The sequence below is a fragment of the Sphingomonas sp. DBB INV C78 genome, from assembly GCF_042693015.1.
Classification (GTDB): Bacteria; Pseudomonadota; Alphaproteobacteria; order Sphingomonadales; family Sphingomonadaceae; genus Sphingomonas_E.
Genome location: NZ_CP170544.1, coordinates 1,196,830 through 1,222,929, shown reverse-complemented (window position 1 = coordinate 1,222,929; position 26,100 = coordinate 1,196,830). Strand labels below are relative to the sequence as shown.

The 26,100-nt window shown below is 63.7% G+C and carries 23 protein-coding genes; 7 read left to right on the top strand and 16 right to left on the bottom strand.

Going from position 1 to position 26,100, the window contains the following annotated elements:
• Positions 1–15 precede the first annotated feature (15 nt).
• The 8 genes from ACFB49_RS05810 to ACFB49_RS05775 all read right to left on the bottom strand — a co-directional run bounded on the left by ACFB49_RS05810 (position 16) and on the right by ACFB49_RS05775 (position 5,345).
• Positions 16–438, bottom strand: coding sequence for a Fur family transcriptional regulator (locus tag ACFB49_RS05810; protein WP_380877128.1), 423 nt, complete (start codon positions 436–438; stop codon positions 16–18).
• Positions 439–617: 179 nt separating this feature from the next.
• Positions 618–1,031, bottom strand: a complete 414-nt coding sequence (locus tag ACFB49_RS05805) for a MucR family transcriptional regulator (protein WP_380877125.1) — start codon at positions 1,029–1,031, stop codon at positions 618–620.
• A gap of 114 nt (positions 1,032–1,145) precedes the next feature.
• The gene (rimI, locus tag ACFB49_RS05800; RefSeq protein ID WP_380877122.1) at positions 1,146–1,634 is read right to left on the bottom strand and encodes a ribosomal protein S18-alanine N-acetyltransferase; all 489 of its coding nucleotides are present in this window, start codon (positions 1,632–1,634) and stop codon (positions 1,146–1,148) included.
• Between the two features lie 8 nt (positions 1,635–1,642).
• Positions 1,643–2,263, bottom strand: a complete 621-nt coding sequence (gene tsaB / locus ACFB49_RS05795; RefSeq protein ID WP_380877119.1) for a tRNA (adenosine(37)-N6)-threonylcarbamoyltransferase complex dimerization subunit type 1 TsaB — start codon at positions 2,261–2,263, stop codon at positions 1,643–1,645.
• Between the two features lie 3 nt (positions 2,264–2,266).
• Complete coding sequence (locus ACFB49_RS05790; RefSeq protein ID WP_380877117.1) at positions 2,267–2,857, bottom strand: malonic semialdehyde reductase; 591 nt, start codon at positions 2,855–2,857, stop codon at positions 2,267–2,269.
• Between the two features lie 25 nt (positions 2,858–2,882).
• Positions 2,883–3,455, bottom strand: coding sequence for a NifU family protein (locus ACFB49_RS05785; protein WP_380877115.1), 573 nt, complete (start codon positions 3,453–3,455; stop codon positions 2,883–2,885).
• 48 nt (positions 3,456–3,503) lie between these two features.
• Entirely contained in the window at positions 3,504–4,814 is a 1,311-nt protein-coding gene (locus ACFB49_RS05780) for a M20/M25/M40 family metallo-hydrolase (RefSeq protein WP_380877112.1), read from the bottom strand.
• Positions 4,815–5,024: 210 nt separating this feature from the next.
• Entirely contained in the window at positions 5,025–5,345 is a 321-nt protein-coding gene (locus tag ACFB49_RS05775) for a GIY-YIG nuclease family protein (RefSeq protein WP_380879859.1), read from the bottom strand.
• A 413-nt stretch (positions 5,346–5,758) separates the two neighbouring features.
• Between ACFB49_RS05775 and ACFB49_RS05770 the strand changes: the two genes are divergently transcribed.
• The gene (locus ACFB49_RS05770; RefSeq protein ID WP_380877109.1) at positions 5,759–7,078 is read left to right on the top strand and encodes a DEAD/DEAH box helicase; all 1,320 of its coding nucleotides are present in this window, start codon (positions 5,759–5,761) and stop codon (positions 7,076–7,078) included.
• Positions 7,079–7,161: 83 nt separating this feature from the next.
• A complete protein-coding gene (locus ACFB49_RS05765; protein ID WP_380877107.1) occupies positions 7,162–7,371 on the top strand; it encodes a hypothetical protein in 210 nt (69 codons plus the stop codon).
• 3 nt (positions 7,372–7,374) lie between these two features.
• Here the strand turns inward: ACFB49_RS05765 and lepB are convergent, their stop codons facing one another.
• On the bottom strand, positions 7,375–8,184 hold the full coding sequence (lepB, locus tag ACFB49_RS05760) for a signal peptidase I (protein WP_380879857.1): 810 nt from the start codon (positions 8,182–8,184) through the stop codon (positions 7,375–7,377).
• 162 nt (positions 8,185–8,346) lie between these two features.
• Here lepB and pgi point away from each other — a divergent pair, with 162 nt between their 5' ends.
• The 3 genes from pgi to cofH all read left to right on the top strand — a co-directional run bounded on the left by pgi (position 8,347) and on the right by cofH (position 14,327).
• Entirely contained in the window at positions 8,347–9,849 is a 1,503-nt protein-coding gene (gene pgi, locus ACFB49_RS05755) for a glucose-6-phosphate isomerase (RefSeq protein ID WP_380877104.1), read from the top strand.
• A gap of 104 nt (positions 9,850–9,953) precedes the next feature.
• The gene (gor, locus tag ACFB49_RS05750; protein WP_380877102.1) at positions 9,954–11,300 is read left to right on the top strand and encodes a glutathione-disulfide reductase; all 1,347 of its coding nucleotides are present in this window, start codon (positions 9,954–9,956) and stop codon (positions 11,298–11,300) included.
• Between the two features lie 102 nt (positions 11,301–11,402).
• Positions 11,403–14,327 carry a 5-amino-6-(D-ribitylamino)uracil--L-tyrosine 4-hydroxyphenyl transferase CofH gene (gene cofH, locus ACFB49_RS05745; protein ID WP_380877100.1) on the top strand — a complete coding sequence of 975 codons (2,925 nt, stop codon included), beginning with the start codon at positions 11,403–11,405 and terminating at the stop codon, positions 14,325–14,327.
• 4 nt (positions 14,328–14,331) lie between these two features.
• Here cofH and ACFB49_RS05740 read toward each other — a convergent pair whose 3' ends face one another.
• Positions 14,332–14,688 carry a YbaN family protein gene (locus ACFB49_RS05740; protein ID WP_380877097.1) on the bottom strand — a complete coding sequence of 119 codons (357 nt, stop codon included), beginning with the start codon at positions 14,686–14,688 and terminating at the stop codon, positions 14,332–14,334.
• Positions 14,689–14,690: 2 nt separating this feature from the next.
• A complete protein-coding gene (locus tag ACFB49_RS05735) occupies positions 14,691–17,159 on the bottom strand; it encodes a PAS domain S-box protein (RefSeq protein WP_380877095.1) in 2,469 nt (822 codons plus the stop codon).
• A gap of 100 nt (positions 17,160–17,259) precedes the next feature.
• Here ACFB49_RS05735 and msrA point away from each other — a divergent pair, with 100 nt between their 5' ends.
• Positions 17,260–17,802, top strand: coding sequence for a peptide-methionine (S)-S-oxide reductase MsrA (gene msrA / locus ACFB49_RS05730; RefSeq protein WP_380877092.1), 543 nt, complete (start codon positions 17,260–17,262; stop codon positions 17,800–17,802).
• A gap of 312 nt (positions 17,803–18,114) precedes the next feature.
• Here the strand turns inward: msrA and ACFB49_RS05725 are convergent, their stop codons facing one another.
• Positions 18,115–19,077: an L-threonylcarbamoyladenylate synthase gene (locus ACFB49_RS05725; RefSeq protein WP_380877089.1), complete on the bottom strand. Its 963-nt coding sequence runs from the start codon at positions 19,075–19,077 to the stop codon at positions 18,115–18,117.
• Between the two features lie 52 nt (positions 19,078–19,129).
• Here ACFB49_RS05725 and ACFB49_RS05720 point away from each other — a divergent pair, with 52 nt between their 5' ends.
• Positions 19,130–20,854, top strand: coding sequence for an acyl-CoA dehydrogenase (locus ACFB49_RS05720; protein ID WP_380877086.1), 1,725 nt, complete (start codon positions 19,130–19,132; stop codon positions 20,852–20,854).
• A gap of 138 nt (positions 20,855–20,992) precedes the next feature.
• Here ACFB49_RS05720 and purB read toward each other — a convergent pair whose 3' ends face one another.
• The 4 genes from purB to ACFB49_RS05700 all read right to left on the bottom strand — a co-directional run bounded on the left by purB (position 20,993) and on the right by ACFB49_RS05700 (position 25,808).
• A complete protein-coding gene (purB, locus tag ACFB49_RS05715) occupies positions 20,993–22,306 on the bottom strand; it encodes an adenylosuccinate lyase (protein WP_380877084.1) in 1,314 nt (437 codons plus the stop codon).
• A 303-nt stretch (positions 22,307–22,609) separates the two neighbouring features.
• Complete coding sequence (locus ACFB49_RS05710; RefSeq protein WP_380877082.1) at positions 22,610–23,110, bottom strand: CAP domain-containing protein; 501 nt, start codon at positions 23,108–23,110, stop codon at positions 22,610–22,612.
• A 42-nt stretch (positions 23,111–23,152) separates the two neighbouring features.
• Positions 23,153–24,310 (bottom strand): hypothetical protein, encoded by a 1,158-nt coding sequence (locus ACFB49_RS05705; RefSeq protein ID WP_380877079.1) that lies wholly within the window; start codon positions 24,308–24,310, stop codon positions 23,153–23,155.
• 208 nt (positions 24,311–24,518) lie between these two features.
• Positions 24,519–25,808 (bottom strand): class I SAM-dependent methyltransferase, encoded by a 1,290-nt coding sequence (locus tag ACFB49_RS05700; RefSeq protein ID WP_380879855.1) that lies wholly within the window; start codon positions 25,806–25,808, stop codon positions 24,519–24,521.
• Positions 25,809–26,100 lie beyond the last annotated feature (292 nt).

Sequence of the window (26,100 nt, the reverse complement as noted above, 5' to 3'; positions counted from 1 at the left end):
GGGCAAGCTTGCGCGTCAGTGTGGACGGTCGATCGAGACGCCGTAAAGTTCCATCCGGTGATCGACCAAACGGAAGCCCAGCTTTGCAGCGATCTTACGCTGCAATTCCTCGAGTTCGGGATCGACGAACTCGATCACCCGCCCGGTCTCGACATCGATCAGATGGTCGTGATGCGTTTCCGCCGCCGCCTCGTAACGGGCGCGGCCGTCGCCGAAATCGTGGCGTTCGAGGATGCCGGCCTCCTCGAACAGCCGCACCGTCCGGTAGACGGTGGCGATCGAGATGCCCGGATCGATTGCCGACGCCCGGGCGTGCAGCGCCTCCACGTCGGGATGGTCCTCCGATTCCGAAAGCACGCGCGCGATCACGCGGCGCTGTTCGGTGATGCGAAGTCCTTTTTCAGCGCAGAGCGCCTCGACGTCGATCTTCCGCGTCATGATTCCTCTTGGATCTTCGTGGCGCCACAGTGCGGCGCGGTAGGTACAGGACTAGACATTTTTGCCGTGCGGGGAAAGGGCGCAGGCATTATCGCCGCAAGCAACATGGGCCCAAAACAAGATCGGCCGGGAAAGGCACTTTGCCCGTCCCGGCCGATCCTTGCCAAGGGGCGTCGTTATCAGCGCTTACGGCGCTTGGTGCCGAGGCCGATCTTCTTCGCGAGGCTGCGGCGCTGCTCCGCATAGTTGGGGGCAACCATCGGATAATCCGCTGGCAGATTCCACTTGGCGCGATACTGTTCCGGCGTCATCTGATAATGGGTCATCAGGTGGCGCTTGAGCATCTTGAGCTTCTTCCCGTCTTCCAGGCAGACGATATAGTCCGGCTTCACCGAAGCGCGGATCGAAACCGCCGGTTCCTGCTTGACCTCAGGCTCCGCGACTTCGCCGCCCAGGCCGGACAGCGCGTTGTGGACGTTCTGGATCAGGGCGGGAAGATCGGACACCGCGACGCTGTTGTTGCTCACATGGGCCGAGACGATATCGGCGGTAAGCGTGATCAGAGTCTCGGCGAGACCGTTCTCTTCGTTCATTTTGCGAGCCCTTGAATCGAGTTTAACTGGCCGATCGATTTGTGCCGGCCATTACATTTCCATGTAATAAGAACTTTGGGAATGCAACTCGTTTTCGATGAATAACATTCAGGTTTAATCGCTGCGCAATGCTCTGGTCAGGCTTAGGGCATCCAATAGAATGCCGTCGCGTCCCCGATAATAATTGCTGCGATGTCCGACCTGACGAAATCCGTTGCGATGATAGAGCGCAATGGCGTCATTTCCTTGTCGAACTTCCAGGTGAAGATGATGAACATCGCGTGAACCTGCAGTTTCTATCACACGATCGAGCAGGGCTTGGCCGATACCGCGCCTGCGGAAGCGCGGTGCTACGCCAATTAACAGTAGCTCAGCTTCGTCTAGGATCGCGCGGCAAAGCGCAAAGCCCGCGGGCTTGCCGTCTGCGGCCGCGAGGATCAACCACACGCCCGGCATGTCGAGTATGCCCAGGCATTGCTGTGTGTTCCACGCCTCGCCGAATGCAGCGTCGAACGCGGCGTCCATCAATTCCATGACCATGGCGATATCGAAGGCGCTCCCTTCGCGGAGCGTGACAGCGTCCTGGATCGGCGCGGTCGACATGCCGCCGTTCAGGCCGGCGGACGCGCATCGGGCGCGCGGCCGTAGATGGGGGTAGGGGGGCGGGCCGTCAGTTCCGCCGGCAGACTGACGAAGTTTGCGGCTCTCGCTTCGGCCACGCGGGCTTCACCCGATCCCCGGGCAGCGATCACCTGCTCCGCCGCGCTCCCGGCAATTACCGCTTCGGACAGCGTCTCGGCGGCAATTTCGAGTTTCAGGGATGCAACCTCGCTTGCGGGCCGCAGCGGCGCGGTCGCAAAGCGCTGGACGAACAGCTCGCCATGGCCGCCGCCAATCGCCACGGCCAGCGTTGCCGGCGGATCGGCGACATCGGCTGCGATCAGCGCCAATGAAGAGAAACCGGTGACAGGCACGCCCCATCCTAACCCGAGTGCGCGGGCCGCCGCCAGCCCGACGCGCACGCCGGTGAAGCTGCCCGGTCCGCAATCCACCCGGATCGCATCGGCGCGGCCGCCATCGGGAAGCTCGGCGATCATCGGGATCAGCCGCTCGGCATGGCCACGACCGACGACCTCATGGATCTCCGCCACTAGCACTCCGTCCTGCAGCAGCGCGACGGAGCAGGCTGCCGTGGCAGTCTCGATAACCAGTTCTGTTCCCGACTGCGCCAAGCTTCAGACGATCTTGTTGAAATCCTCGAACTCCGGCCGCGGCGATCGGCCGAAGATCGTTGCGGGATCGCCGTAGCCGAGCGTCGAGATGAAGTTGGATTTCACCTTGGTGCCCGCGAAGAAGGCCGCGTCCACGGCATCATTGTTGAAACCCGACATAGGGCCAGTATCGAGGCCCAGGGCACGCGCCGCCATGATGAAATAGCCGCCCTGGAGCGAGGAATTGCGGAACGCCGAAACCTCGGTCAGCTTGTCATTGCCCTTGAACCAGCTGCGCGCATCGGTGTGCGGAAACAGGCGGGGGAGATGCTCGTAAAATTCCAGGTCCATGCCGATAATCGCCGTCACCGGCGCGGCAAGGATCTTGGGGCCATTGGTGCCGGAAGCCAGCGCCGCCAGCTTTTCCTTGGATTCCTGGCTGACGCACCAGACGATCCGGGCGGGCAGCATATTGGCCGATGTCGGCCCCCATTTCATCAGATCCCAGATCGCGCGAAGCTGGTCTTCGCTGACCGGACGGTCCTGAAAACCGTTATAGCTGCGCGCGGTACGGAAGAGGAGGTCGAGGCCCTCCTCCGAAAGCATTTCGGCCATGAACTACTCTCTTGGTCTGGAAGGATCAGGCGGCGCGGACTTCGGTCACTTCCGGAACATAATGCTTCAGAAGCGTCTCGATACCCTGCTTCAGCGTGGCGGTGGAGGACGGGCAGCCAGAGCAGGCGCCGTGCATCGCCAGATAGACGGTGCCCCTGTCGAAGCCGCGATAGACGATATCGCCGCCGTCGCGCGCCACCGCCGGGCGGACGCGCGTCTCGATCAGATCCTTGATCTGCGCGACGATGTCCGCATCCTCGGGATTGTCGGCGAAGCTTTCGTCGTCAGGAATGTGGATGCCGGCCGCGGACCCGGCCGCGAACAGCGGCGCCCCGCTGGCGAAATGATCGAGCAGCACGCCCAGCACCTGCGGCTTCAGGTCGCGCCATTCAGTGCCGGGGCCTGCCGTTACCGAAACGAAGTCGCGGCCAAAGAACACGCCCGTCACGTCGCCCAGGCTGAACAGGGCGGCGGCGAGCGGTGACGCATCCGCCTCATCCGCATCGGCAAAGTCGCGCGTGCCGGCGGTCATCACCGCCTGGCCGGGCAGGAACTTCAGCGTGGCCGGATTCGGCGTCGTTTCGGTTTCGATCAGCATGATGCGCATTTGGGGCCGATGGGCACGCGGATCAAGGGCGAAAGCGGGTCAGCGCTTCTCCCGGCTCAGCCGCGTCATCAGGATTGCCGCGCGCTTGGCCTGTGTCACCATGCTCGGCAGGTCGACCGTTTCGCCCGGCGCGTGGTCGCCGGTGCTGTAGGGGCCGAGGCCGGCGAGGCCGTCGACATCCTTGGCGACGAAGCTGATATCGCCGGCGCCGCGCTTCAGCGGGTCGAGCTCGGGCATTTCAGCCAGGCCGAGATCGCGGTTGACGCCGTTGAGGCTCGCCAGGATCGCGCGGTTACCGGCGGTCGGCGCCATCGAGGGATAACCTTCGTCGAAAGTGATCTTCGCGTCGGTCAGCGGCGCGTGCTGGCTGACGATCGCCTCCATCTTCTGGCGGACGCGGGCGGTCTGATCGTCGGAAAGCGTGCGGAAATCCCCCATGGCGATGGCGACGGCGGGGATGATGTTGGTCTTGCCCGAAGCGGACACGCGGGCGCCGTCTGCCGCTGCCTCGGCAGTCGCACCGCCTGCGATCAACCCGACATTGAAGGTCAGGTTGGGCTCAGGCAATTCCTTGCGGAAGGCGGCGATGATCCGCGTCAGTTCATAGACGGCGCCGTCGCCATATTCACTGTTGAAGATCAGGCTGGAATGGCCCGTCTTGCCCGTCGCGGTGACCGTCCAGCTATTGGAGGAGCGCCGCGCGATCGATCCCATGTCGCGACCATTGTCCCGCACCAGCCCCTCGAAATCGAGCGCTACGTCCGCCCGCTTGCCGGCGGCGACCAGATCGGCGCGGGCGATCTCGATCGGGCTGCCCGACTCCTCCTCGTCGCCGGTCAGCACGATTTCGATATCGGCGGCCTTGAGCGTTCCGGCCGCCTGCATCGCCCTGAGCGCCGCGAGCATCACCACCATGCCGCCCTTGTCATCGCCCACGCCCGGCCCCTCGGCCTTGTCGCCCTTGCGGACGAAGGTCTGGAAGGGGGAATGCGGCTCGAACACGGTGTCGAGATGCCCGATCAGCAGCAGGCGCTTGCCCTTGCCGTCGCCCTTGTGCGTGGCGATGATGTGGCCGGCGCGCCCGGCAGCGGCCATCGGCACCCACTTCACCGTGAAGCCCGCGGCTTCGAGCTCGGTGCGCATCATCTGCCCGACTTGCTCGACGCCCTTCAGGTTCATGCTGCCCGAATTGACGTTCACCAGCTTCTCCAGCAGCGCGATCGACCGCTCCTGCTCGGCCTCGACGGTCGCAGCCATCCTGGTTTCGGCCGCCGAAAGGCGCGCGAAGGCGGGCGAGGGCAAGGCGGCAACGGCAAGCAGCAGGGCGCAACGCAGGGAAAGAGACGACATCGGGGCTTCCTGTGAGGTGGAGATTGCAAGCCTTACAGCGACAAAGCGGAACGGCAAGGCTGGCGATGCGACGCTAGGCCGCGTGAACAATCTTCGAAGGTGAACAACTGTCTGATTTCGGGGCGGCGGTTTTAAGCGCGGAAGGTCAGAAAAGTCGGGGGAAGCTGACATCCCCTCTTCGTCACCCCGGACTTGTTCCGGGGTCCACCGTCACGCGGGCGACGCGGCCAGAGGTTCCAACCCGAACGCTACAGCCAGATCATTCCATGAGGGATTGTCCCGTTCGATCAGGTTCCGTTTCCAGTCCCGCCGCCAGCGCTTGATCTGCTTCTCGCGCAGGATCGCAGCCTCCATCGTGCCTGCCGCCTCCCAATAGACCAGGCATTTTATGCCATATCGCTTGGTGAAGCCGTCAAACATGCCTTCACGATGCTGGGCGACATGGCGAAGGAGATCGAAGGTTACGCCGACATACAGCGTTCCGTTAACGGAGCTGGCGAGGATGTAGACGCAAGGCTGTCGCTCGATCATCGACATCAATGAGTGCCGCACGGTGGACCCCGGAACACGTCCGGGGTGACGAGGGGAGTTCGTATCGTCGACGGCGTCCGCTATGTCGCGTGTCCCGACAGGCAGCAATTGAGCGGAAAACTCCAACAGCGGCCACGGTCCAAATTTGCCCGCTCCCTAGGGTCATGAAAAGTCCCGCCCTTGCTTTGTGACAACGCTTAACCTATGTGCGGCGCAGCGTCGGTATATGGATTGCCATATATCCGGACTGGAGCAGCGTGATCTCCTGCCGCTTCCAAATGGCAGGCCGGCTCCCTCCCTCGAGACGCCCAAGCCCGAGGCTTCCCTATTCACGCGGGTCGTCATGAGAACCCGCTTGCCACTCGTGCGCGCCGATTGCGTCACGGGTGCTTGCTTGATTTGAAAGCAATATTTTGACCCAATTCACCGATCTTGGCCTGCCTGAGCCCATTTTGAAGGCGCTCGCCGCCAAGAATTATTCCACCCCCACGCCCATCCAGTTGCAGGCGATCCCGCCGCTGCTCGACGGGCGCGATCTGTGCGGCATCGCGCAGACCGGCACCGGCAAGACGGCCGCCTTCGCGCTGCCGTCGCTCGCCATTCTTGCCAGCAATCCCAAGCACCGTCCGCCGCAGGGCTGCCGGATGCTCGTGCTGTCGCCGACGCGCGAACTGGCCAGCCAGATCGCCCAGAGCTTTGTCGATTACGGCAAGTTCCTGCGCCTTTCGGTGATGACGGTGTTTGGCGGCGTGCCGATCAACCGCCAGATCCGGCAGCTCCATGCCGGTGTCGACATTCTCGTCGCGACGCCGGGGCGTCTGCTTGATCTGATCGACCAGCGCGCGCTGAGCCTCAAGAATGTCGAGATCTTCGTGCTCGACGAGGCCGATCAGATGCTCGACCTCGGCTTCATTCACGCGCTGAAGCGGATCGACCAGCTCCTGCCCAAGAAGCGGCAGAGCCTGTTCTTCTCGGCGACCATGCCGAAGGCGATTTCGGAGCTTGGCGATCGTTTCTTGAGCGATCCGGTGAAGGTGTCGGTCGCCCCGCAGTCGACGACGGCCGAGCGCGTCGAGCAGTTCGCGACCTTCGTCAATGCGGCGGAAAAGCAGGCGCTGTTGACGCTGCGCATCCGCAGCGAACCGATCGATCGCGCGCTCGTCTTCACCCGCACCAAGCATGGCGCCGATCGCGTCGTGAAACACCTCAAGGCCGCCGGTATCGGCTGCGAGGCGATCCACGGCAACAAGAGCCAGCCGCAGCGCGAACGCGCGCTGGGCATGTTCCGCACGGGCGAGATCAAGATCCTGGTCGCGACCGATATCGCCGCGCGCGGCATCGACGTCGGTGGCGTCAGCCACGTCTTCAATTTCGAGCTGCCGAACGTGTCGGAGCAATATGTTCACCGCATCGGCCGCACCGCGCGTGCGGGCGCAGCGGGCATCGCCATCGCCTTCGTCGCCGATGACGAGCGCCCTTACATGCGCTCGATCGAGAAGCTGACGCGGGTAAAGATGGAGATCCAGCCGCTGCCGGAAAACTTCATCGCCGAAAAGGCGAAGCTGCCCAAGCCGGCCGCGTCGGCGCCTTCGGACAACCGTGGCGGTAACCGCCAGCCGCGCCGTCATGATGGCGAGCGGACGGGCGAGGAGCGGCCCCGCCGCTTCCCGCCCAAGCGCTCCGGCAGCGTCGGTCGCCATGCCGGGGCGGTTCGTCGCACCGGCGGACGCTGATAAAGAAATCAGGGGCTTGCGAACTGGTTTCGCAGGCCCCATTTCTTTTGGCGGGAGGGCGTCTCCTGAAAGGAGGCCGCCAGATGTTGATCCGGGATGAGGTGTTGCAGGCCGCCGCCATGGCGCTGAGCGACGCGGCGCGCGGAGAAAATATCTATCTCCCCTTCGCCAAGGCCCGCCGCATGATCGAGCCCGCGCTCGAAGCGGCCGTCACCATCGCCCGCCAGCATGGCGGATCACCGCGGATGGAAAGCGTCCGTTCGCTGGTCCGCAACAAGGCGGATCATCACTGATCCTCAGAAGCCGCCGGCGATCCGCGACCAGCGCGTCGCGCTGACCCAGGTCCACGGTTTCAGCCATTCGGCATCGCCATCGGTCGAGAAGAAGACGACCAGCGCACGGCCGACGATATTCTCTTCCGGCACCATCCCGATCGCCCCGTTGAGCTGGACCGGATAGCGGCTGTCTGCCGATCGGTCGCGGTTGTCGCCCATCAGGAAATAATGGCCCGCTGGCACCACATAGGTCGCAGTGTCGTCCGCATAGGGAATATGACCAAGGTCGAGCACGTCGTAGCTGCGGCCGTTGGGCAGCGTTTCTCGATAGCGCGGATAGCGGCAGACGCTGCTGCCGTCGGCGACTTTGTCCTCGACGATGTTTAGCGACGGCTCCGGGCGGCAGGGGCTGTTTCCGGTGATCGGATCGATGAAATCGGCGACGCGCACCCGCGGCACCGGCGTCCCGTTGATAATGACCTGCCCGCCCTGAATCTGGATGATGTCACCCGGCAGGCCGATGACGCGCTTGATATAGTCGGTGCTGTTGTCCGCCGGCGTCTTGAACACCACCACGTCGCCGCGTTCTGGCCCACCGCCGAGGATGCGGCCGCTGATCGGCACCAATCCATAGGGGAAGCTGTAGCGCGAATAGCCATAAGGCCACTTCGCGACGAACAGATAATCGCCCACCAACAGGCGCGGCAGCATGGATTCCGACGGGATGTTGAACGGCGCCACGATCAGGCTGCGCAACAGCACTGCGAAGACCAGCAAGGTCACCAGGAAGCGGATGTTCTCGGCGAGACCGCCCTTGGATTTCTTCGGCATGGCGATCGCGTTGCTGGAATCGGAGGCTGGGTCGGGCATGTGCGGGGTGTGCTGCGCGGCCGCTTTCCGGTCAAGCGTTCAATCTTGGCATGGCTGCGGTGAAACGGGTGGCGGGGGCTCGGCGCAACCTGTATCGATTCACCATCAAGGGAGACTGGCTTCATGGTCGATACGACAACGGCTTGGCACGCAATCGAAGGCGCGGCGCGGCCGAAATTGGTCGATCTGTTCGCGGCGGAACCCGATCGCCTGTCGCGGCTGGTGATCGACGAGGCCGGCATCCATTTCGATTTTTCCAAGACCCATCTCGATGCGGCGCTGATCGAGCAGTTCGCGGAGCTGGCCGAAGCGGCAGGTTTCACAAAGGCGCGCGAGGCGCTGTTCGCAGGCGAGGCCGTCAACACGACCGAGGGGCGGGCGGCCGAACATAGCGCCGAGCGCGGGCAGGGCGCCCCCGACAGCGTGGCGCGCGCCCGCCATTTCCACGCCCGGATGCGCGCCCTACTCGACGCGATCGAAGCCGATGCGCTGGGGCCGATCCGGCACGTCCTGCATATCGGCATCGGCGGATCGGCGCTGGGCCCGGATCTGCTCGTCGATGCGCTGGGCCGCGAGGCCGGGCGCTATGATGTGGCGATCGTCTCCAATGTCGACGGCTCGGCGTTGGAGGAAGCGTTTCACCGCTTCGATCCCGCCGCGACGCTTTTGGTCGTCGCCTCCAAGACCTTCACCACCACCGAGACCATGCTCAACGCCCAGAGCGCGCTGACGTGGATGGCCGAAGGCGGCGTCGAGGATCCCTATGGCCAGGTGATCGCCCTTACAGCATCGCCTGACAAGGCGATCGAATGGGGTGTCGACGAAACCCGCGTGTTGCCCTTCTCCGAAAGCGTCGGCGGCCGCTATTCGCTCTGGTCGTCGATCGGCTTTCCCGCCGCTTTGGCGCTGGGCTGGGATGCGTTCGAGACCTTGCTCGAAGGCGCGGCGACGATGGACCGCCATTTCCGCCTCGCGCCGCTGGCACAGAACGCACCCGTGCTCGCCGCCTTCGTCGATCTTTATTACGCCGTCGTTCGCGGCGCCGAGACGCGCGGTGTCTTTGCCTATGACGAGCGGCTCCGCCTGCTGCCCTCCTATCTCCAGCAGCTTGAGATGGAATCGAACGGCAAGGGCGTGAAGCTCGATGGCTCGCCCGTCGGCCGACCGACCGCGCCGATCACCTGGGGCGGCGTCGGCACGGACGCGCAACATGCCGTGTTCCAGTTGCTCCATCAGGGCACCCACCTCGTTCCGGTCGAATTTGTCGCCGCGATCGAGGCTGGCGACCTGCTGGATGAGGCGCATCACCGTGCTTTGCTGGTCAACGCCTTCGCGCAAGGCGCCGCTTTGATGGCCGGCAAGCCGAGCGAGGATCCGGCGCGGGCCTATCCGGGTGATCGCCCCTCGACCACGATCCTGCTCGACCGGGTCGATCCGGCCCGGCTGGGTGCTCTGATCGCCTTCTACGAACATCGCGTATTCGCCAACGCCGCGATCCTCGGCATCAATCCGTTCGATCAGTTCGGGGTGGAATTGGGCAAGGAGATCGCGAAATCGATCGAGGCCGAGGGCACCGACCGTTTCGATCCGTCGACCAGGGCCTTGATCGCTCGCGCATTCGGTTAAGCACGCACGTTCGGCTAAATCGATTAGAGCGATAGTGAGAAGACATTGGCCTTGGCGCCGATGCATCCCTATCTGCGAGCCCGAAACGACCCAGCGGAGCATTTATGGCGAGCTACGACTATGACCTCTTCGTCATCGGCGCGGGATCGGGCGGCGTGCGCGCCTCCCGCGTGGCCGCCGCCCATGGTGCAAAGGTGGCAATAGCGGAGGAGTATCGCGTCGGCGGCACCTGCGTGATCCGCGGCTGCGTTCCCAAGAAACTGCTCGTCTATGGCGCGCATTTCGCGGAAGATTTGCAGGATGCCCGCCGCTTCGGCTGGGACGTTCCCGATTGCCGGTTCGATTGGCCGACCCTGCGTGACAATGTGCTGGCCGAGGTCGATCGGCTGAACGGCCTCTACGAAAACACGCTCAACAACAACAATGTCGAGATCGTTCGCGAACGCGCGACCGTCGCCGGCCCACATGAGGTGAAGCTTGCATCCGGCCGCACCGTGACCGCGGGCAAGATCCTGATCGCCACAGGCGCCTGGCCGACGGTGCCCGATTGCCCGGGTGCGGATCTCGGCATCACTTCCAACGAGGTTTTCCATCTCGAAAGCCTGCCGAAGCGGATCGTGATCGCCGGCGCGGGCTATATCGCCAATGAATTTGCCGGCATCTTCCACCAGTTCGGCAGCCATGTGACGTTGATCAACCGCTCCGACCAGATCTTGCGCGGCTATGACGAGCAGATCCGCGATCGCTTGCTGCAGATCTCGATGACCAAGGGCATCGAATTCCGCTTCAATGCTGCGTTTGAAAAGGTCGAGAAGGTCGCCGACGGTTCGCTGCTGGTCCACGTCACCGGTTGCGATCCGATCCCCGCCGATGTGCTGCTCTATGCGATCGGCCGCACGCCCCACACCAAGGGGCTCGGCCTCGAAACCGCCGGCATCGAGCTCAACGAGCGTGGCGCGATCAAGGTGGACGAGGATGGCCGCTCGAGTTGCGACAGCATCTTCGCGGTCGGCGATGTCACCGATCGCGTGCAATTGACCCCCGTCGCGATCCGCGAGGGGCAGGCTTTCGCCGACACGCAGTTCGGCAACAAGCCCAGCCGGGTCGATTATGGCTGTATCCCCTCCGCCGTGTTCAGTCATCCGCCGCTCGCCGGCGTGGGGCTGACGGAGTCGGAAGCGCGCAACCGCTTCGGCAATGTGAAGGTCTACACGTCCGATTTCCGGCCGATGAAGAATGTCCTGGCCAACCGCAACGAACGCGCGCTCTACAAGATGATCGTTCATTCGGAAAATGATCGCGTGCTCGGCCTGCACATGATCGGCCCCGATGCACCGGAAATCCTGCAGGCGGCCGCCATCGCGGTGAAGGCTGGCCTCACCAAGCAGGCATTCGACGATACAGTGGCCCTTCATCCGTCCATGTCCGAAGAACTGGTGCTGATGAAATAGCTCTGATCCCCTACTGCAAGCTATTGCACCTGCGTTTGCCGCTTGCTGGCGCAAGGTGCATTAGAGGTTCCGTAGGAGGAACCGAGGAAGGGTCGGGCAAGGATGGCGTTTCGGGCTGAAGCCGATATCTGGGCGGTCGTGCCGGTGAAGCGGCTAGATCAGGCCAAGGGGCGCCTTGCCGAGCTACTGGGCGCCGCCCGCCCGGATTTCGCGCTGGAGATGGCCTGCCATGTGATCGCGACGCTGGCGGACAGCGCCGCATTCGCCGGCGTGCTGGTCGTCACGTCGGATGCGGCCGTGGCTGGTGTGGCGCGGGATCTCGGCGCCGAGGTCGTCGACCAGACCGATTCCGGGCTCAACGCCGCCATGTCCGCGGGAATCGCTGCCGCACACGCAATGGGTGCTGGCCATGTGGCGCTCGTCCCGGCCGATCTGGCACTGGTTGATGTGACTTCGGTCGAAAAGGTGCTGGACTATTATCGGCGCGGTGCCGGCGTCCTGATCGTGCCCTGCGCGCGCGGCAACGGCACCAACATGATGGTCATGCCGACGGATACGGCGATCGAGCCGTCCTTCGGCCCCGGCAGCTTCACCCGCCACCGCGAAGCCGCCGACCAGGCCCGTATCCTTGTCGATGCCGCCATCGGTCGGGACATCGACGCTCCATTGGATTTCGCCATCGCTTCCGGCCAGCTTGCCGGTGAGCAAGGCGCGCTGGCCGCCATGTTCGCCGACTATGAGGCGGCGGCATTGCTCGCCTGCGATCCCGTTGAGTTGCAGGAGGCCGCGGCGGCCCTGCGCGACGCCGGCCATGGCGACATCGTCACGTATTCGCCCAAGGTGTTCCTGCCGCTCACGATGCTGTGCCGCGACGTCTGCCGTTATTGCACTTTCGCCAAGACGCCGCGCAAACTCGCCAGCCCCTACATGTCGGTCGACGAGGTTGTCGCGATTGCGGAACGCGGCGCGGCGATGGGCTGTCGCGAGGCGCTGTTCACGCTCGGCGAGAAACCGGAACTGCGCTACGCGGCCGCGCGCGAATGGCTGGATGCCAACGGCTTTGCCAGCACGCTCGATTATGTGGCGCACGTCGCCGCCGCGGTGCGCGACCGAACCGGCCTGCTGCCGCATATCAATGCCGGCTGCATGACCGATGAGGAGGTGGCGGCGCTGCGCTCGGTTTCGGCCTCGATGGGCCTTATGCTGGAAACCATCGCCGATCGCCTGGGTGAACCGGGTGGGCCGCACCATGGATCGCCCGACAAGGTGCCCGCAGTTCGGCTCTCCACGATCGAGGCTGCGGGGCGGCAGGCCGTGCCCTTCACCTCGGGCATCCTGATCGGCATCGGCGAAACCCGCGCCGAACGGATCGCGGCCATCGCCGCGCTGCGCGATCTCCATCGCCGCCATGGCCATTTGCAGGAAGTGATCGTCCAGAATTTCCTGCCGAAGCCCGGCACGAAGATGGCAGCCGCGCCGCCGGCCGACGCCGACGAGTTGCTGTGGACGATCGCCGTCACCCGGCTGATGCTGGGGCCGGAAATGAGCATTCAGGCGCCACCCAATCTGGCGCCCACAGAGCTGCCGCGTCTCATAGCGGCGGGAATCAACGATTGGGGCGGCGTCTCCCCGCTCACTCCAGATCATGTGAACCCGGAGGCTCCGTGGCCAGAGATCGACCTGTTGCGGGCGGCGACTGCGACCGCTGGCAAGGTACTGGCCGAACGCCTGACCATCTATCCCGCCTTTGCGCGCGATGCGGACCGCTGGCTCAACCCCGCGATGCGTCGTCCGGTGCTCGAACATAGCGATGCCGGCGGACTCGGACGCGAAGGCCATTGGCGCGCCGGCCGGTCCAGCGACATGGCACCAGTGCCACGCGGCGGCATCGTGACACGCGGGCATATCGCCGCCACGGTCGATGCCGTGCTGTCAGGGCAGGGGAGTGCCCTCGCCATCACCGACATTGCTGCGCTCTTCGATGCGCGTGGGGCTGACTATCACGTGGTCTGCGAGGCCGCGGATCATCTGCGCGCTAAGGTGATTGGCGATGTCGCGACCTACGTCGTCAATCGCAACATCAACTACACCAACATCTGCACCTATCGCTGCAATTTCTGCGCTTTCTCGAAGGGCAACCGCAAGGCCGCGGGCAACGAGGCTGCCTATCTGCTCGATATGGAAGAGATCGCGGCCCGCGTCATGGAGGCGCGCGATCGCGGCGGCACCGAGGTCTGCTTGCAGGGCGGTATCCACCCCAGCTTCACCGGTGAGACCTATCTGGAAATCCTGCGCGCGGTAAAACGTGTCGATCCGGCCATGCACGTCCATGCTTTCTCGCCGCTGGAAATCAGCCATGGCGCCAGCACGTTGGGCATGGCCTTGCCCGATTATCTGGCGCTGCTGCGTGACGAGGGGTTGGGCAGCCTGCCGGGAACGGCGGCGGAGATCTTGCACGATCCGGTGCGCGCCATTCTCTGCCCGGACAAGCTCAACACCGGCCAATGGCTGGAAGTCATCGAAACCGCGCACGAACAAGGCATTCGCACTACCGCGACGATCATGTTCGGCCATGTCGACACCTATCGGGATTGGGCGATCCATCTTGCAGCGCTGCGGGACCTTCAGGTGCGGACGGGTGGTTTAACCGAATTCGTGCCGCTGGCCTTCGTCGCCCATGAAGCGCCGATCTACCGTCGTGGCGGGGCACGGCCGGGGCCGACCGCGCGCGAGGCGGTGCTGATGCACGCCGTGTCGCGCCTCGTGCTCGGCTTCGACAATATTCAGGCGTCCTGGGTGAAGATGGGCCGCGAAGGGATGCGCGCCGCGCTCCGCGCCGGGGCCAATGATCTTGGCGGGACGCTGATGAACGAAAGCATCACCCGCGCGGCCGGCGCGACGCACGGCCAGGAAATGACGGCGGCCGATATGCGGGCAATGGCGGCCTCGCTTGGCCGGACGCCCGTCCGCAGGACCACACTCTATGGTCTTGCAGACGCTGCGGAAGACTGCATCGCCGCCGAATAGGCTGCTATTCGCTCGGCCGTGTCCAGATCCAGGTGCCCGTGGAAAGCGCGACGGCCGCGGGCAGCATCGACCATGGCCATTGCAGCAGAAGCAGGCCGCCGACCGCGCTTGCCCCGAGCATCGTCAGCGCCAGATATTTGGCGCGCAGGCTGATCGCGCCGCGCTCGCGCCAGCTCCGGATATGATGGCCAAAGTGGGGATGGTCCAGCAGCCTGGCTTCCCAGGCGGGATTGCTGCGGCCGAAGCAGAAGGCGGCGAGGATGTAGAAGGGCACGGTGGGCAGCAGCGGCAGGAAGATGCCGATCGTGCCCGTGGCGAAGGCGGCAGCGCCTGCCACCAGATACAGGTTTCGGCGGACCATGATCAGCTACGGCGCAGCATCGCGCCGATGCGGCTCGCCAGCATCGCCCCGCCAAAAGGTTTGGTGATTAGCGCCATGCCCTCGCTTAGAAATCCCTCGGGGCGGGCGGCGGCATCGGCATAGCCGGTCATGAACAATATCGGCAGTTCGGGCCGCAGCCGGCGCGCCTGTTCTGCGAGTTCCTGCCCATTCATCCCCGGCAGGCCGATATCGGTGATCAGCAGCGCTACCGCTTGGTCCGAACGCAGGATTTCCAGCCCCGGCGCACCGTCTTCCGCGGCGATCGAATGGTAGCCGAGCTCGTCGAGCAGTTCGACGATCAGCGCCCGCACCACGGGCTCGTCCTCGACCACAAGCACCGTTTCGCCCTTGCCGACCGCGGCCTCCGGCTGCGCCTCCTCCGTGGGAGTATCCGCCACCTCGCCGTCATGGCGGGGTAGGAACAGGGTCACCGTCGTGCCCAGCCCGGTTCCGCTATGGATCACCGCCTTGCCGCAGGACTGGCGGGCGAAACCGTAGATCATCGACAGGCCCAGCCCCGTTCCCTGGCCCGATGGCTTGGTGGTGAAGAATGGCTCGAACGCCCGCGCCATGACATCCGTATCCATGCCGCCGCCCGTATCCACCACCGATACTCGCACATAGTCGCCGGGAGCCAGATCCGGCGGCAACGCCCGGCGCTCGCCGTCTTCCGCGACATTGCCCGAGACGATCGTCAACGTCCCGCCCTCGGGCATCGCGTCGCGCCCGTTGATCGCGAGGTTGAGGAGTGCGCTTTCCAGTTGGTTGGGGTCGCAACGCGTGCCCCACAAATCGGGATCGAGCCGATAATCGAGCCTGATCCGCTCACCCAGCGTCTGTTCCAGCAGGCTCCGCATCGAATCGATCAGGCGGTTGGCGTCGGTCGCTCGCGGATCGAGTGGTTGCCTTCGCGCGAAGGCCAGCAGGCGGTGCGTCAGGGCCGACGCGCGATCCGCGGATTCGGCCGCGCCCTGAAGGAAGCGCTCCGCATCTGCCGCCCGGCCGTCCGCCAGCCGCCGTCGCACGATATCGAGAGATCCGGTAATACCCTGCAGCAGATTATTGAAATCATGCGCGATACCGCCGGTAAGTTGCCCCACGATCTCCATCTTCTGCGCCTGATGGAGGGCCGCTTCGGTTTCGGCGAGAACGCGCGCCGCCTCGCGTTCGGCAGTGATATCGCGCGCCACGCCATAGATCAGCCCGTCGATCAGAACCGATGTCCAGGACAGCATCCGATAGCTTCCGTCGCGCGCTTGGAGCCGGCATTCGAAGCGTCCGCTGCTCTCGCCCCGGCCGAGCCTTCCGACCTCGTCCAGGATGGTCTGTCGGTCATCTGCGTGGATGAAGTCGGCCGACGGCGTCGAGAGCAGTTCTTCCTCGTTCCAGCCCAGCGCGAGCGTCCAGGCCGGGTTCACCGCCAGCCAATGGCCGTTCCGGTCGGCGACGAGCAGCAGATCGCGCGAGACGTTCCAGATCCGGTCGCGCTCGCGCGTTCTGACCGCGACATTCTTCTCGAGCGCGGCATTGCGCTCCAGCAGCGCGTCGGCCTGTCCACGTTGGTCGTGAATGTCGGTATTGGTACCGATCCAGCGCACCACCTCGCCTTCGGAGTCGCGTGTCGGCAGCGCGCGGGCGAGGTGCCAGCGATATTGGCCCCTGGGGTCGAGCAGACGATAGGTATGCTCGAACGCGCCCTGATCGGTCAGTGCGACCTGCCAGGCGTCGAGCATCTCCTCGCTGTCTTCGGGATGGACCAGCGGCACCCATTCGCCATTCAGTTCCACGCCATGGGGAGAGCCCACGAAATCATAGACGCGCGAATTGAACCAGCTGAAATTGCCGTCCGCGTCCGCCATCCAGATATGGTGCGGCACGGCCTCCGCGAGCGTGCGGAACTGCTCCTCGCTCACCTGCAACGCACTTTCCGCCGCCTTGCGCTGCGTGCAGTCGATCGCCGTGCAGAGCACTCCCTCGATCACTTCCGCACCGCCAAGCGGCGCGTAATAGAGGTCGAACCACAGGGGCTCTGGCCTGCCGCTGCGCTCGATCATCAGGCACTGGTCGAGTGCCGCGATCGACTTACCCTCGAACACTTGGGCGAAGACCTCACTGCACCAGATACCCCACAATTCGGGCCACACTTCGCGCGCCGTCCGGCCGATCGCCTGCGGGTGCCGGTCGCCCAGTATCTCGGCATAGGCCTGGTTGTAGATCATGTGCTGGCGGGCGACGTCCCACACCACTGCCATCGGCATCGGTGAGGCGAGGATCACGTCCACTGTAGAGCGGAGGAGGGGAGGCCAGCCCGCCATCGGCCCAAGCTCTGTCGCAGCCCAATCCTTGGCGCGGACGAGCCCTGTTGTCTCGCTTTTATCCAGGCGACTGCCTTCAGGCGCTTTCACATCGCCCACCCCGGTCGCGGCCGACCACGTTTTACGCTGCCCCACATCCGTCTGCATAGTGATGCAGCGCGGCCATTTCGGCAATGACATTGATCAATCTGCAAGCATGACTATTTCGCGTCGGAAAGACGGAAAGGAAATATCGGTGGCCGAACAACTTGCGACATTAGCGGGCGGATGCTTCTGGTGTGTCGAAGCGGTTTTTGACGATGTTCTGGGCGTAAGCGCCGTCGAAAGCGGTTACATCGGCGGTCAGACCGCAAATCCCACCTACAAGCAGGTTTGCGGCGGGGACACGGGGCATGCCGAAGCGGTTCGCCTCCATTTCGATCCGGATATGATCAGCTACGGCGATCTGCTGGACATCTTCTTCCATGTCCATGATCCGACCCAGCTCAACCGTCAGGGCAATGACATCGGCACCCAATATCGCTCGGCGATCTTCCCGCATTCGCCCGAGCAGGAAGCCGAAGCCCGCGCCGCGATCGCCCGCGCGCAAGTAGAGCAGAACAAGCCCGTGGTCACGACGATCGAGCCGCTTGCTCCCTGGTATGTCGCCGAGGATTATCACCAGGAATATTTCGAGCGCGAAGGCTCCTCCAACCCCTATTGCATGGCAGTGGTGGCGCCCAAACTGCAGAAATTCCGCAAGAGCTACGCCGCGCGGCTCAAGAGGCAGGAGGCGTGAGCCCCATAAACGACGTCAAATGAGACCCCGACTTTCGCCGAAATGATGGCTATTTAGTCGGTGTGGGCATTAGTCCGTGTGGGTAAATTCCGATGGTGAACGCCCGTCGGTTTGGATCGCGAAACCGCGGCTATGTCGGGGGAAGCGTCGTTCTGTTCCTCCCCGAGCTTGTCTCGGCGAGGGGGACCATGCGCAGCATGGTGGAGGGGTAATTCCACCGTTGCGTCATGCCCTTCCACCGCCCTTCGGGCAGTCGCCCTCCCCAAGCAAGCTTGGGGAGGAATTTTATGTCGCCCCTGGAACGCTCCGTCATCAATCGCGCGGCGCGGCGGCGCGGTGGAGGCGATCGTTTATGGCGAGCCCGAGGCCCTCGTCCGGCACGGGCGCCACCGCGATCGCGGCGCGACCCGAAGCATCGGCCTCATGCAGCGCGGCGAACAGTCGAGCGGCCGCCTCGACCAGATCGCCCGAGGCGGAGAGCGTAGCATCACCCAAGATTGCGCCAAAGCCGATCAGCCATTCGCCGTCGCGACGCTCGGTCGCTTCGAGCCGCAGCGGTCGGCTCGGCGCATAATGGCTGGCGAGTTGGCCCGGCGCCTCGATCCGATCCGATCCCGACGCAATCACCGGCCGACCGGCGACCTCGGCAATCTCGTCCGGTGAAATCGGGCCGGGGCGCAGCAGGCGGATACCCTCGTCGCCCACGGCAATGATGGTAGATTCGATGCCCCGCGCCGTCGGGCCGGAATCGACGACCAGCGGGATACGACCGTTGAGCGAGGCGGCGACATGCGCCGCGGTGGTTGGGCTGATCGATCCGCTGGCATTGGCCGAGGGCGCGGCGAGGGGCCGATCGGCGGCTTCCAGCAGAGCCCGCATTGCAGGATGTGCCGGCATTCGCACCGCCACGGTCGGCAGACCCGCCGTCACCAGCGGCGCGACAGGCGATCCGGGGGCGAGCGGCAGCACCATCGTCAGCGGCCCCGGCCAAAAGGCATCGGCGAGCGCAAGGGCAACCGGGCTGAGTTCGGCCACTACCGCGGCGGCCTCCAGCGTCGATACATGCACGATCAACGGGTTAAAGCTCGGCCGTCCCTTGGCGGCGTAGATGCGCGCCACCGCCGAATCGGATGTGGCGTCGCCGGCGAGGCCGTAAACTGTTTCAGTGGCGATCGCGACCGGATCGCCGGCCCGGATCAGATCCGCCGCCCGCGCGATGGCGTCCGTGCCGTAGCGGCAGGTTTCGGTCTCGATCGGCGGGTTTTGCTGGCTCACGAGAGGGCGCTATAGCCGCCGGCGGAAACATACAAGCTACCGAGTGAGAGCGATGACCTACACGCCCGTCGTCAACGAGCAGCGCTTCCTGATGCAGCATGTCGTCGGCATCGACGAACTGGCCGCGCATGAAGCCTTCGCCGCCGCAAGCCCCGATCTGGTGGATGCCATCCTCGAAGGGGCAGGGGCCTTCGCCGCGGGCGAATTCGCGCCGTTGAACCGCACCGGCGATACGATCGGCGCCAAATGGACGGCCGATGGCGTGAAGATGCCCGAAGGTTTCCACGCCGCCTATCGCGCTTATGTCGAAGGCGGCTGGGGATCGCTCGCCGCCGAGCCGGAACATGGCGGGCAGGGGCTCCCCTTCGCCTTGGCGACCGCGGTTCTCGAAGATCTCGGCACCGCCAACATGGCCTTCTCGCTGATCATGATGCTGACCCCTGGCGCGGTCGAGGCGCTCACGACCCATGGTTCGGCGGAACAGCAGGAAGTCTGGCTGCCGAAGCTCATCACCGGCGAATGGAACGGGACGATGAATCTCACCGAGCCGCAAGCGGGATCGGACGTGGGCGCGCTCCGCACCCAGGCGACACCGGCGGGTGACGGAAGCTGGCGGGTCAAGGGCACGAAGATCTTCATCACCTTCGGCGATCATGATCTGACCGACAATATCGTCCATCTGGTGCTGGCCCGCACTCCAGACGCACCGCCAGGAACGCGCGGCATCTCTTTGTTTCTGGTTCCGAAATTTCGTCTGGATGGCACCGTTAACGATGTCCGCTGCGTATCCATCGAACATAAGCTCGGCATCCACGCCTCGCCCACCTGCGTCCTCTCGTTCGGCGATCAGGATGATTGCCATGGCTGGCTGATCGGCCCCGAACATGCCGGCATGCGGGCGATGTTCACGATGATGAACAATGCGCGCCTCAATGTCGGTCTGCAGGGCGTGTCGCTGGCCGAGCGGGCGACGCAAGCGGCGGTGGCTTATGCGCGCGAGCGGGTGCAGTCGGCGCGGGCAGGGGGCGCATCGCGCGATCCCGTCGCCATCATCGAGCATCCGGACGTCCGGCGGATGCTGCTCCGCATGAAGGCGCTGACGATGGCCGCCCGCGCGCTCATTTATTACGCCGCCGGGCAGGCCGATCGCGCCCGGCTCGGCGACGCTGCGGCGCAGGCGCGGCTCGATCTGCTGACGCCGCTCGCCAAGGCTTATGGCACCGACGTCGGCTGCGAGGTGTCCAGTCTCGGCGTGCAGGTCCATGGCGGCATGGGCTTTATCGAGGAAACCGGCGCCGCCCAGCATTTCCGCGATGCCCGCATCACGCCGATCTATGAAGGCACCAACGGCATTCAGGCCGCCGATCTGGTCGGCCGCAAGCTGGGGCTGGAAGGGGGCGGGGTGTTCGCCGCGCTGCTGGCGGACATTCGCACCGAGGCGGCCGCAGAGGCCCGGCTGATGGCGCTGGTCGATGCGGTGGAGCTGGTGTCGGCGCGTCTTGCGGGTGCCAATGCGGACGATCGCCTCGCGGGCAGCTATCCGCTGTTAACCATGCTGTCGGTCGTGGTCGGCGGTTGGCTGCTGGCGCGGCAGGCCAAGGCGGCCGAGGCGGCCGAGGCGGAAGAGGGGCTCGACCCGGATTTCCGCGCCATGAAGCTCGCCGCAGCCCGCTTCTATCTCGATCGGATCGTGCCCGAGGCGATCGGCCTAGCCGAAGGCGCCACGGCCGGGGCCGAGGCACTCTATGCGGTGGGAGTGGAGGCGTTCGCGGCCTGAGCCGCGTCCCGGCCCCAATCCGTCATCCCAGCGAGAAGAAGTCGACCGTAGGTCAACGCTGGGATCTCCCTCTCTTGTAGCGATTAACAGCGGAGAGAGATTCCAGCTTTCGCTGGAATGACGGGATAATGGGGTGTCTTAGCTGCCGAACACCCGATCGAAGATCGTATCGACATGCTTCAGGTGGTAGCCGAGATCGAACTTCTCCTCGAGCTCCTTCGCGGAAAGCTTCGCCGAAACCTCGGGATCGGCCTTGAGCAGTTCCAGTAGCGAGAGCTGGCCGTCCGATTCCCACACCTTCATCGCGTTCTTCTGGACGAGGCGGTAGGAATCCTCGCGGCTGATGCCCGCCTGGGTCAGCGCCAATAGCACGCGCTGCGAGTGAACAAGTCCGCCCATCTTGTTGAGATTCTTGTCCATCCGCTCCGGATAGACGAGCAGCTTGTCGATGACGCCAGTGAGGCGGGCGAGGGCGAAGTCGAGCGTGATGGTGGCATCCGGGCCGATATAACGCTCGACCGAGGAGTGGCTGATATCGCGTTCATGCCATAGCGCCACATTCTCCAGCGCCGGCGTCACATAGCCGCGGACCATGCGGGCGAGGCCGGTCAGGTTCTCGGTCAGCACCGGGTTGCGCTTGTGCGGCATGGCCGACGAGCCCTTCTGGCCGGGCGAGAAATATTCCTCCGCTTCCAGCACTTCGGTGCGCTGCAAATGGCGGATCTCGGTGGCAAGGCGCTCGATCGACGAGGCGATCACGCCCAGCGTCGCGAAATACATCGCGTGGCGGTCGCGCGGGATCACTTGGGTCGAGGTCGGTTCGACAGAAAGATTCATCTTTTCAGCGATATGCGCCTCGACCTTCGGATCGATATTCGCGAAGGTGCCGACTGCGCCGGAAATCGCGCAGGTGGCGATGTCGGCCCGTGCCGCTATCAGCCGGGTGCGGTTGCGGTCGAACTCGGCATAGGCTTGGGCGAGCTTGAGGCCGAATGTCACCGGCTCGGCATGGATGCCGTGGCTGCGGCCGATCGTCGCGGTCAGCTTATGTTCGTAAGCCCGGCGCTTCAGCACTTCGAGCAACTTGTCCATGTCGGCAAGCAGCAGGTCGGTCGCCTCGGCCAATTGCACCGCAAGGCAGGTGTCGAGCACGTCGGACGAGGTCATGCCCTGGTGCATGAACCGCGCTTCGTCGCCGACATTCTCGGCGACCCAGGTCAGGAAGGCGATCACGTCATGCTTGGTTACGGCTTCGATCGCGTCGATCGCGGCCACGTCGATGGTCGGGTTGGTTTTCCACCAGTCCCACAGCGCCTTGGCCGCGCTCTTGGGCACGACGCCGAGTTCGGCCAGCGCTTCGGTCGCATGGGCCTCGATCTCGAACCAGATGCGGAACTTGTTCTCGGGGGTCCAGATGGCGACCATTTCGGGCCGCGAATAGCGGGGGATCATGCCGGGCGTCCTGCGTTGGGGATTTCGTCGCGCGGTTAGCAGAGGCAGCGCGCGGCATCAAATCCGGCGATCCTTCTGCCGAGATTTCCGGCGGGGGAGCTTGTTTCCTCTGTCTCGACCCAGGATAGTCCCACCGCGGAAACCAATCTATATTTTACATAATGTATATTATCAGACTTTGATTTTCGAGAGGCTTGGCCTGATCGTCGAATGAACGACATGTCGGCGCGTGCGGTCGGGCGCATCGTTCCCAAGGGGCATCGTGCCGAGGCGCAGGTAAGCGAACACCAAGCTACTGTGCCCTCAAAACGGCTTTACGCCAACGACGTTTCCGCCCTCCATGTAGCGGCATACCATGACCTCATCACCGCCAGTGGCATCGGCGACGGCACAGCCGACGAGCCTTGTCGTGCTCCACACAAGCTGCGTGTAATGGCCCACATCTTCAAAGTCGCCGGTGATACTCGCATCGGGAACGGCGTGACCATTGAACGCCTTTTTCTCGTCGATCCACAGTTCGACCATATCTTCCGGGGTGTAGGAACCTTTGGTTCCTCGCCATAGATTCTCCCCCTCCACATCGATCGAATTGTCATGCTCCAGATCTGGCAGCATCGCGAGGTGGGCAGCCCATTTCGATGCGTTGGCCTCAAGCGCATCGCTCCAAATCAACTGATGCAACCCGAGCGAGGCGCGCTCCCCGTTGTGCACGGCGAGCACCCGCCCCTTGAAATCGGCGAGCCTCGTGTCCGGTGAAGCCGCCGACAAAGCGCTGCCCAACGAGCACGCGGCGCCCGCTGCCACAAACGCTCCTCTCAGCAATCGTGTTTTATCCATAGCTCGACCTCATCCAGTCCGGTCGCGACGGCCCTTCTTGAAATTTTCGAGGAGATATTGAGAGGTCCAGCCATTGCTGGCTCCAATCGGGTACCGGATCTTCCTGCGGCTCGCGAACATGAGCTGTCGTGAGAGCCCGTCCGCGAGCGCCGCGCCTGCAGCAATCTGATGCGGATTGAATATGCTGCGGATCGTCGATCGGATTTTGAGCAAGGAAGCGCGCTGTGTTTGCGTCAGGTCGTCCGGGACGATCCCGTAGGGAGTGCCTGCTTCGACAAAACTTCTCATCCGGGCAAAGGCATCAGGAGAGAAGTCAATCCACCGGCGATTTGCCACGATCTCGTGCGGATACAGAATGACCGCCGCAGCCCTGACGATGTTCCCGGTCAGGACAACGTCCGGCATCTTGAGCGTTGCCGCGATCTCCTGCGGTCGAGATGCCAGCGAGGTGAAAACAGCATCTGCATAATATTCCGCTGCGCGGGCCGGGAAATCGAACGTGCGCACGTCGGGCCACCGCGCCTTTACCGCCGCCGCCAGCGTCTTTGTCCCAAAAGGTACAGAGACGTCGAAATAGCGCCCCGCCCTTCCCGGATGGTCGAAAAAGCCGCCCCGGCTATTGCCGCCACCGATCTCCAGCTGGAAAACTTGGCCGCGTAGCCGAGGAGGGACGACCCAATCGAACTGAAGCCGTCCCTGCTCGCGCGCGCTGAGCAGGTGGAGATCGACGCCGGTTCGAAGGCGCAGCATATCGCCCAACTTCGCGACCAGCTGTCCGGCGAACGCATCAAGCCCGCTAGAGACCAGTACGATAATATCAGAGCGTGAGATCCCCCTTGCGAGTAGCACGTCGACGCGTGAAGCGATGATATCGGCGGTCGAAGCAACCGTCGTTTCATCAGCTCCAGGGACCAGCGGGGTTCTGATCGGCGCCGGTATGTCCGCGACACGGATCGGATCGAGGCGCTCATATCCGCTTAGCTGACCCGCATCAGCGAGCATTGTCTGGGAAAGTTTGTACTCCGACACGGTCAGCCCGTTGGTCGAGAAAGCGATCAGGCCGAAGCGTTTCACATCTGATGCTGCGGCCCAGTGGGATCGAGACAGCCATGCGCTCACGCCGCAAAAGGCGAGGTTTCGCATGATGTCTCGGCGATCCAGGAGCATGGCCCACCCCGGTGCGCATATGATACGCTCCTGCAACGATACAGCGCGCCGCCGGCTCCCGCAACGGCGCTGTGGCTGACCTCGCAATGGAATGAGGTTCAGTCACGCACCCAAAGCAGTTGCGAGCGCTGCCTGTAGCAGCGGCAAATCTCGGCAGCAGTCCCGTGCGGGAAATGACTGAAAGTGGGTAGACGTCGCCGCTGGCCGTCTATTCGGCAGCAACCTTCGTTTCGGGGGTCAGATGCCAAACGGGGGCGATATCGCTTTCGCGCAGCCGGGCGCTTTCCTCGTACATGCAATCACGTGTCATCGGAATGGCGTCGCGCCGCTTCACATACTGGATCTGCCAGTTGACCATGCCGCCGTGCCGGAAGGCCTGCTCCGCCCCGGCAAGATAGAACTCCCACATCCTGTAGAACCGCTCGTCGTACAGACCGACGATCCTTTCACGGTGCAACTGGGTGCGGCGATACCATTCCTCCAGCGTGTGCGAGTAGTGAAAGCGCATCGCCTCGACATCCATGATCTGCCAGCCGGCCTTCTCGCTTTCGGTCACCAGCTCGGAGAGAGCCGGAATATAGCCTCCCGGAAAAATATACTTCCGTGTCCAGGCGTCGGTCATGCCCGGCCCCTTCGCGCGTCCGCAGCAATGCGAGAACATGACGCCGTCAGGCTTGAGCAACCTATGGGCATGCTGAAAAAACACAGGATATTGCGGCTTGCCGACATGTTCGAGCAGCCCGACCGAGGTGATCCGGTCAAACGCTCCCTCGACATCGCGATAGTCCATCAGCTCGAACTTCACCCGATCGGCCACACCTTCGGCCCTGGCTCGTTCGCGGCAGAATTCGATCTGGTCCGGCGCCAGCGCCACGCCGAGCACATCGACGTCATAATGGCGGTGCAGATAGAGCGCGAGCCCACCCCAGCCGCAGCCGATATCGAGCACGCGCATGCCCGAGCTCTTCCCAGCCTCGAGGTTCAACTTGGCGGCGATATGAGCTTTCTTGTCGAGTTGTGCCTGCTCCAACCCATTCGCGGGATCGCGATGGTATCCCATCGTGTATTGCCGGTCCTCGTCGAGAAACAGCTCATACAGTTCGCGCGTGAGATTATAGGTGTGCTCGGCATTTCGGCGAGCGGAGCGACGATCATTGTAGCTGTCGAGACGCGCGGCAGCGCGGACAGCGAGCTTTCTCCAGGCTCCATGCGGTCCAAGATTTGCCCTTCCCTCTCCTTTGCCGTTTCCAGTGATGAAGAGCACGAGATCGCGGATATCGTGTGGCGGCTCAACGACCAGTCGACTGTCCATATAAGCCTCGCCGGCACCCACCCGTGGATCCTTGGCGATGTGGAAGCTGGCCCCCTTGTCGGTCAGATGAACGCGGATCGGATGATCGGACCCCGGCCCGTAGCGATATGCCTTGCCGTCATAATCAATAATTATCAGTTCGCCCGTGCGGACCACTTTCCTCAACATCTTGTCGAGCAGCCACATCGCCATTTCTCCCCAGGCTCCGAACCATGACCATGCACGCCACCATACAAGGAAGTTGAGTTTTATCGTGCGGAGCAAAGGGAACTGTCAACCAAAAGCATTATGCATATCCCGGGCGGCGATTTCTGCTTCTATCAACGAAGAGATGTTGATCAAATCCGATGAGATGCGACGGTGAATTGAATAGAACCCGTCTCAGCAAGAGCGATTTGGCAAATCTTGCAAATTCCAGCGGTCAACCGGGCCATGCCTTGCATTGAAACTATATGCGGCGTGGGTCCGTCGCCCAAGA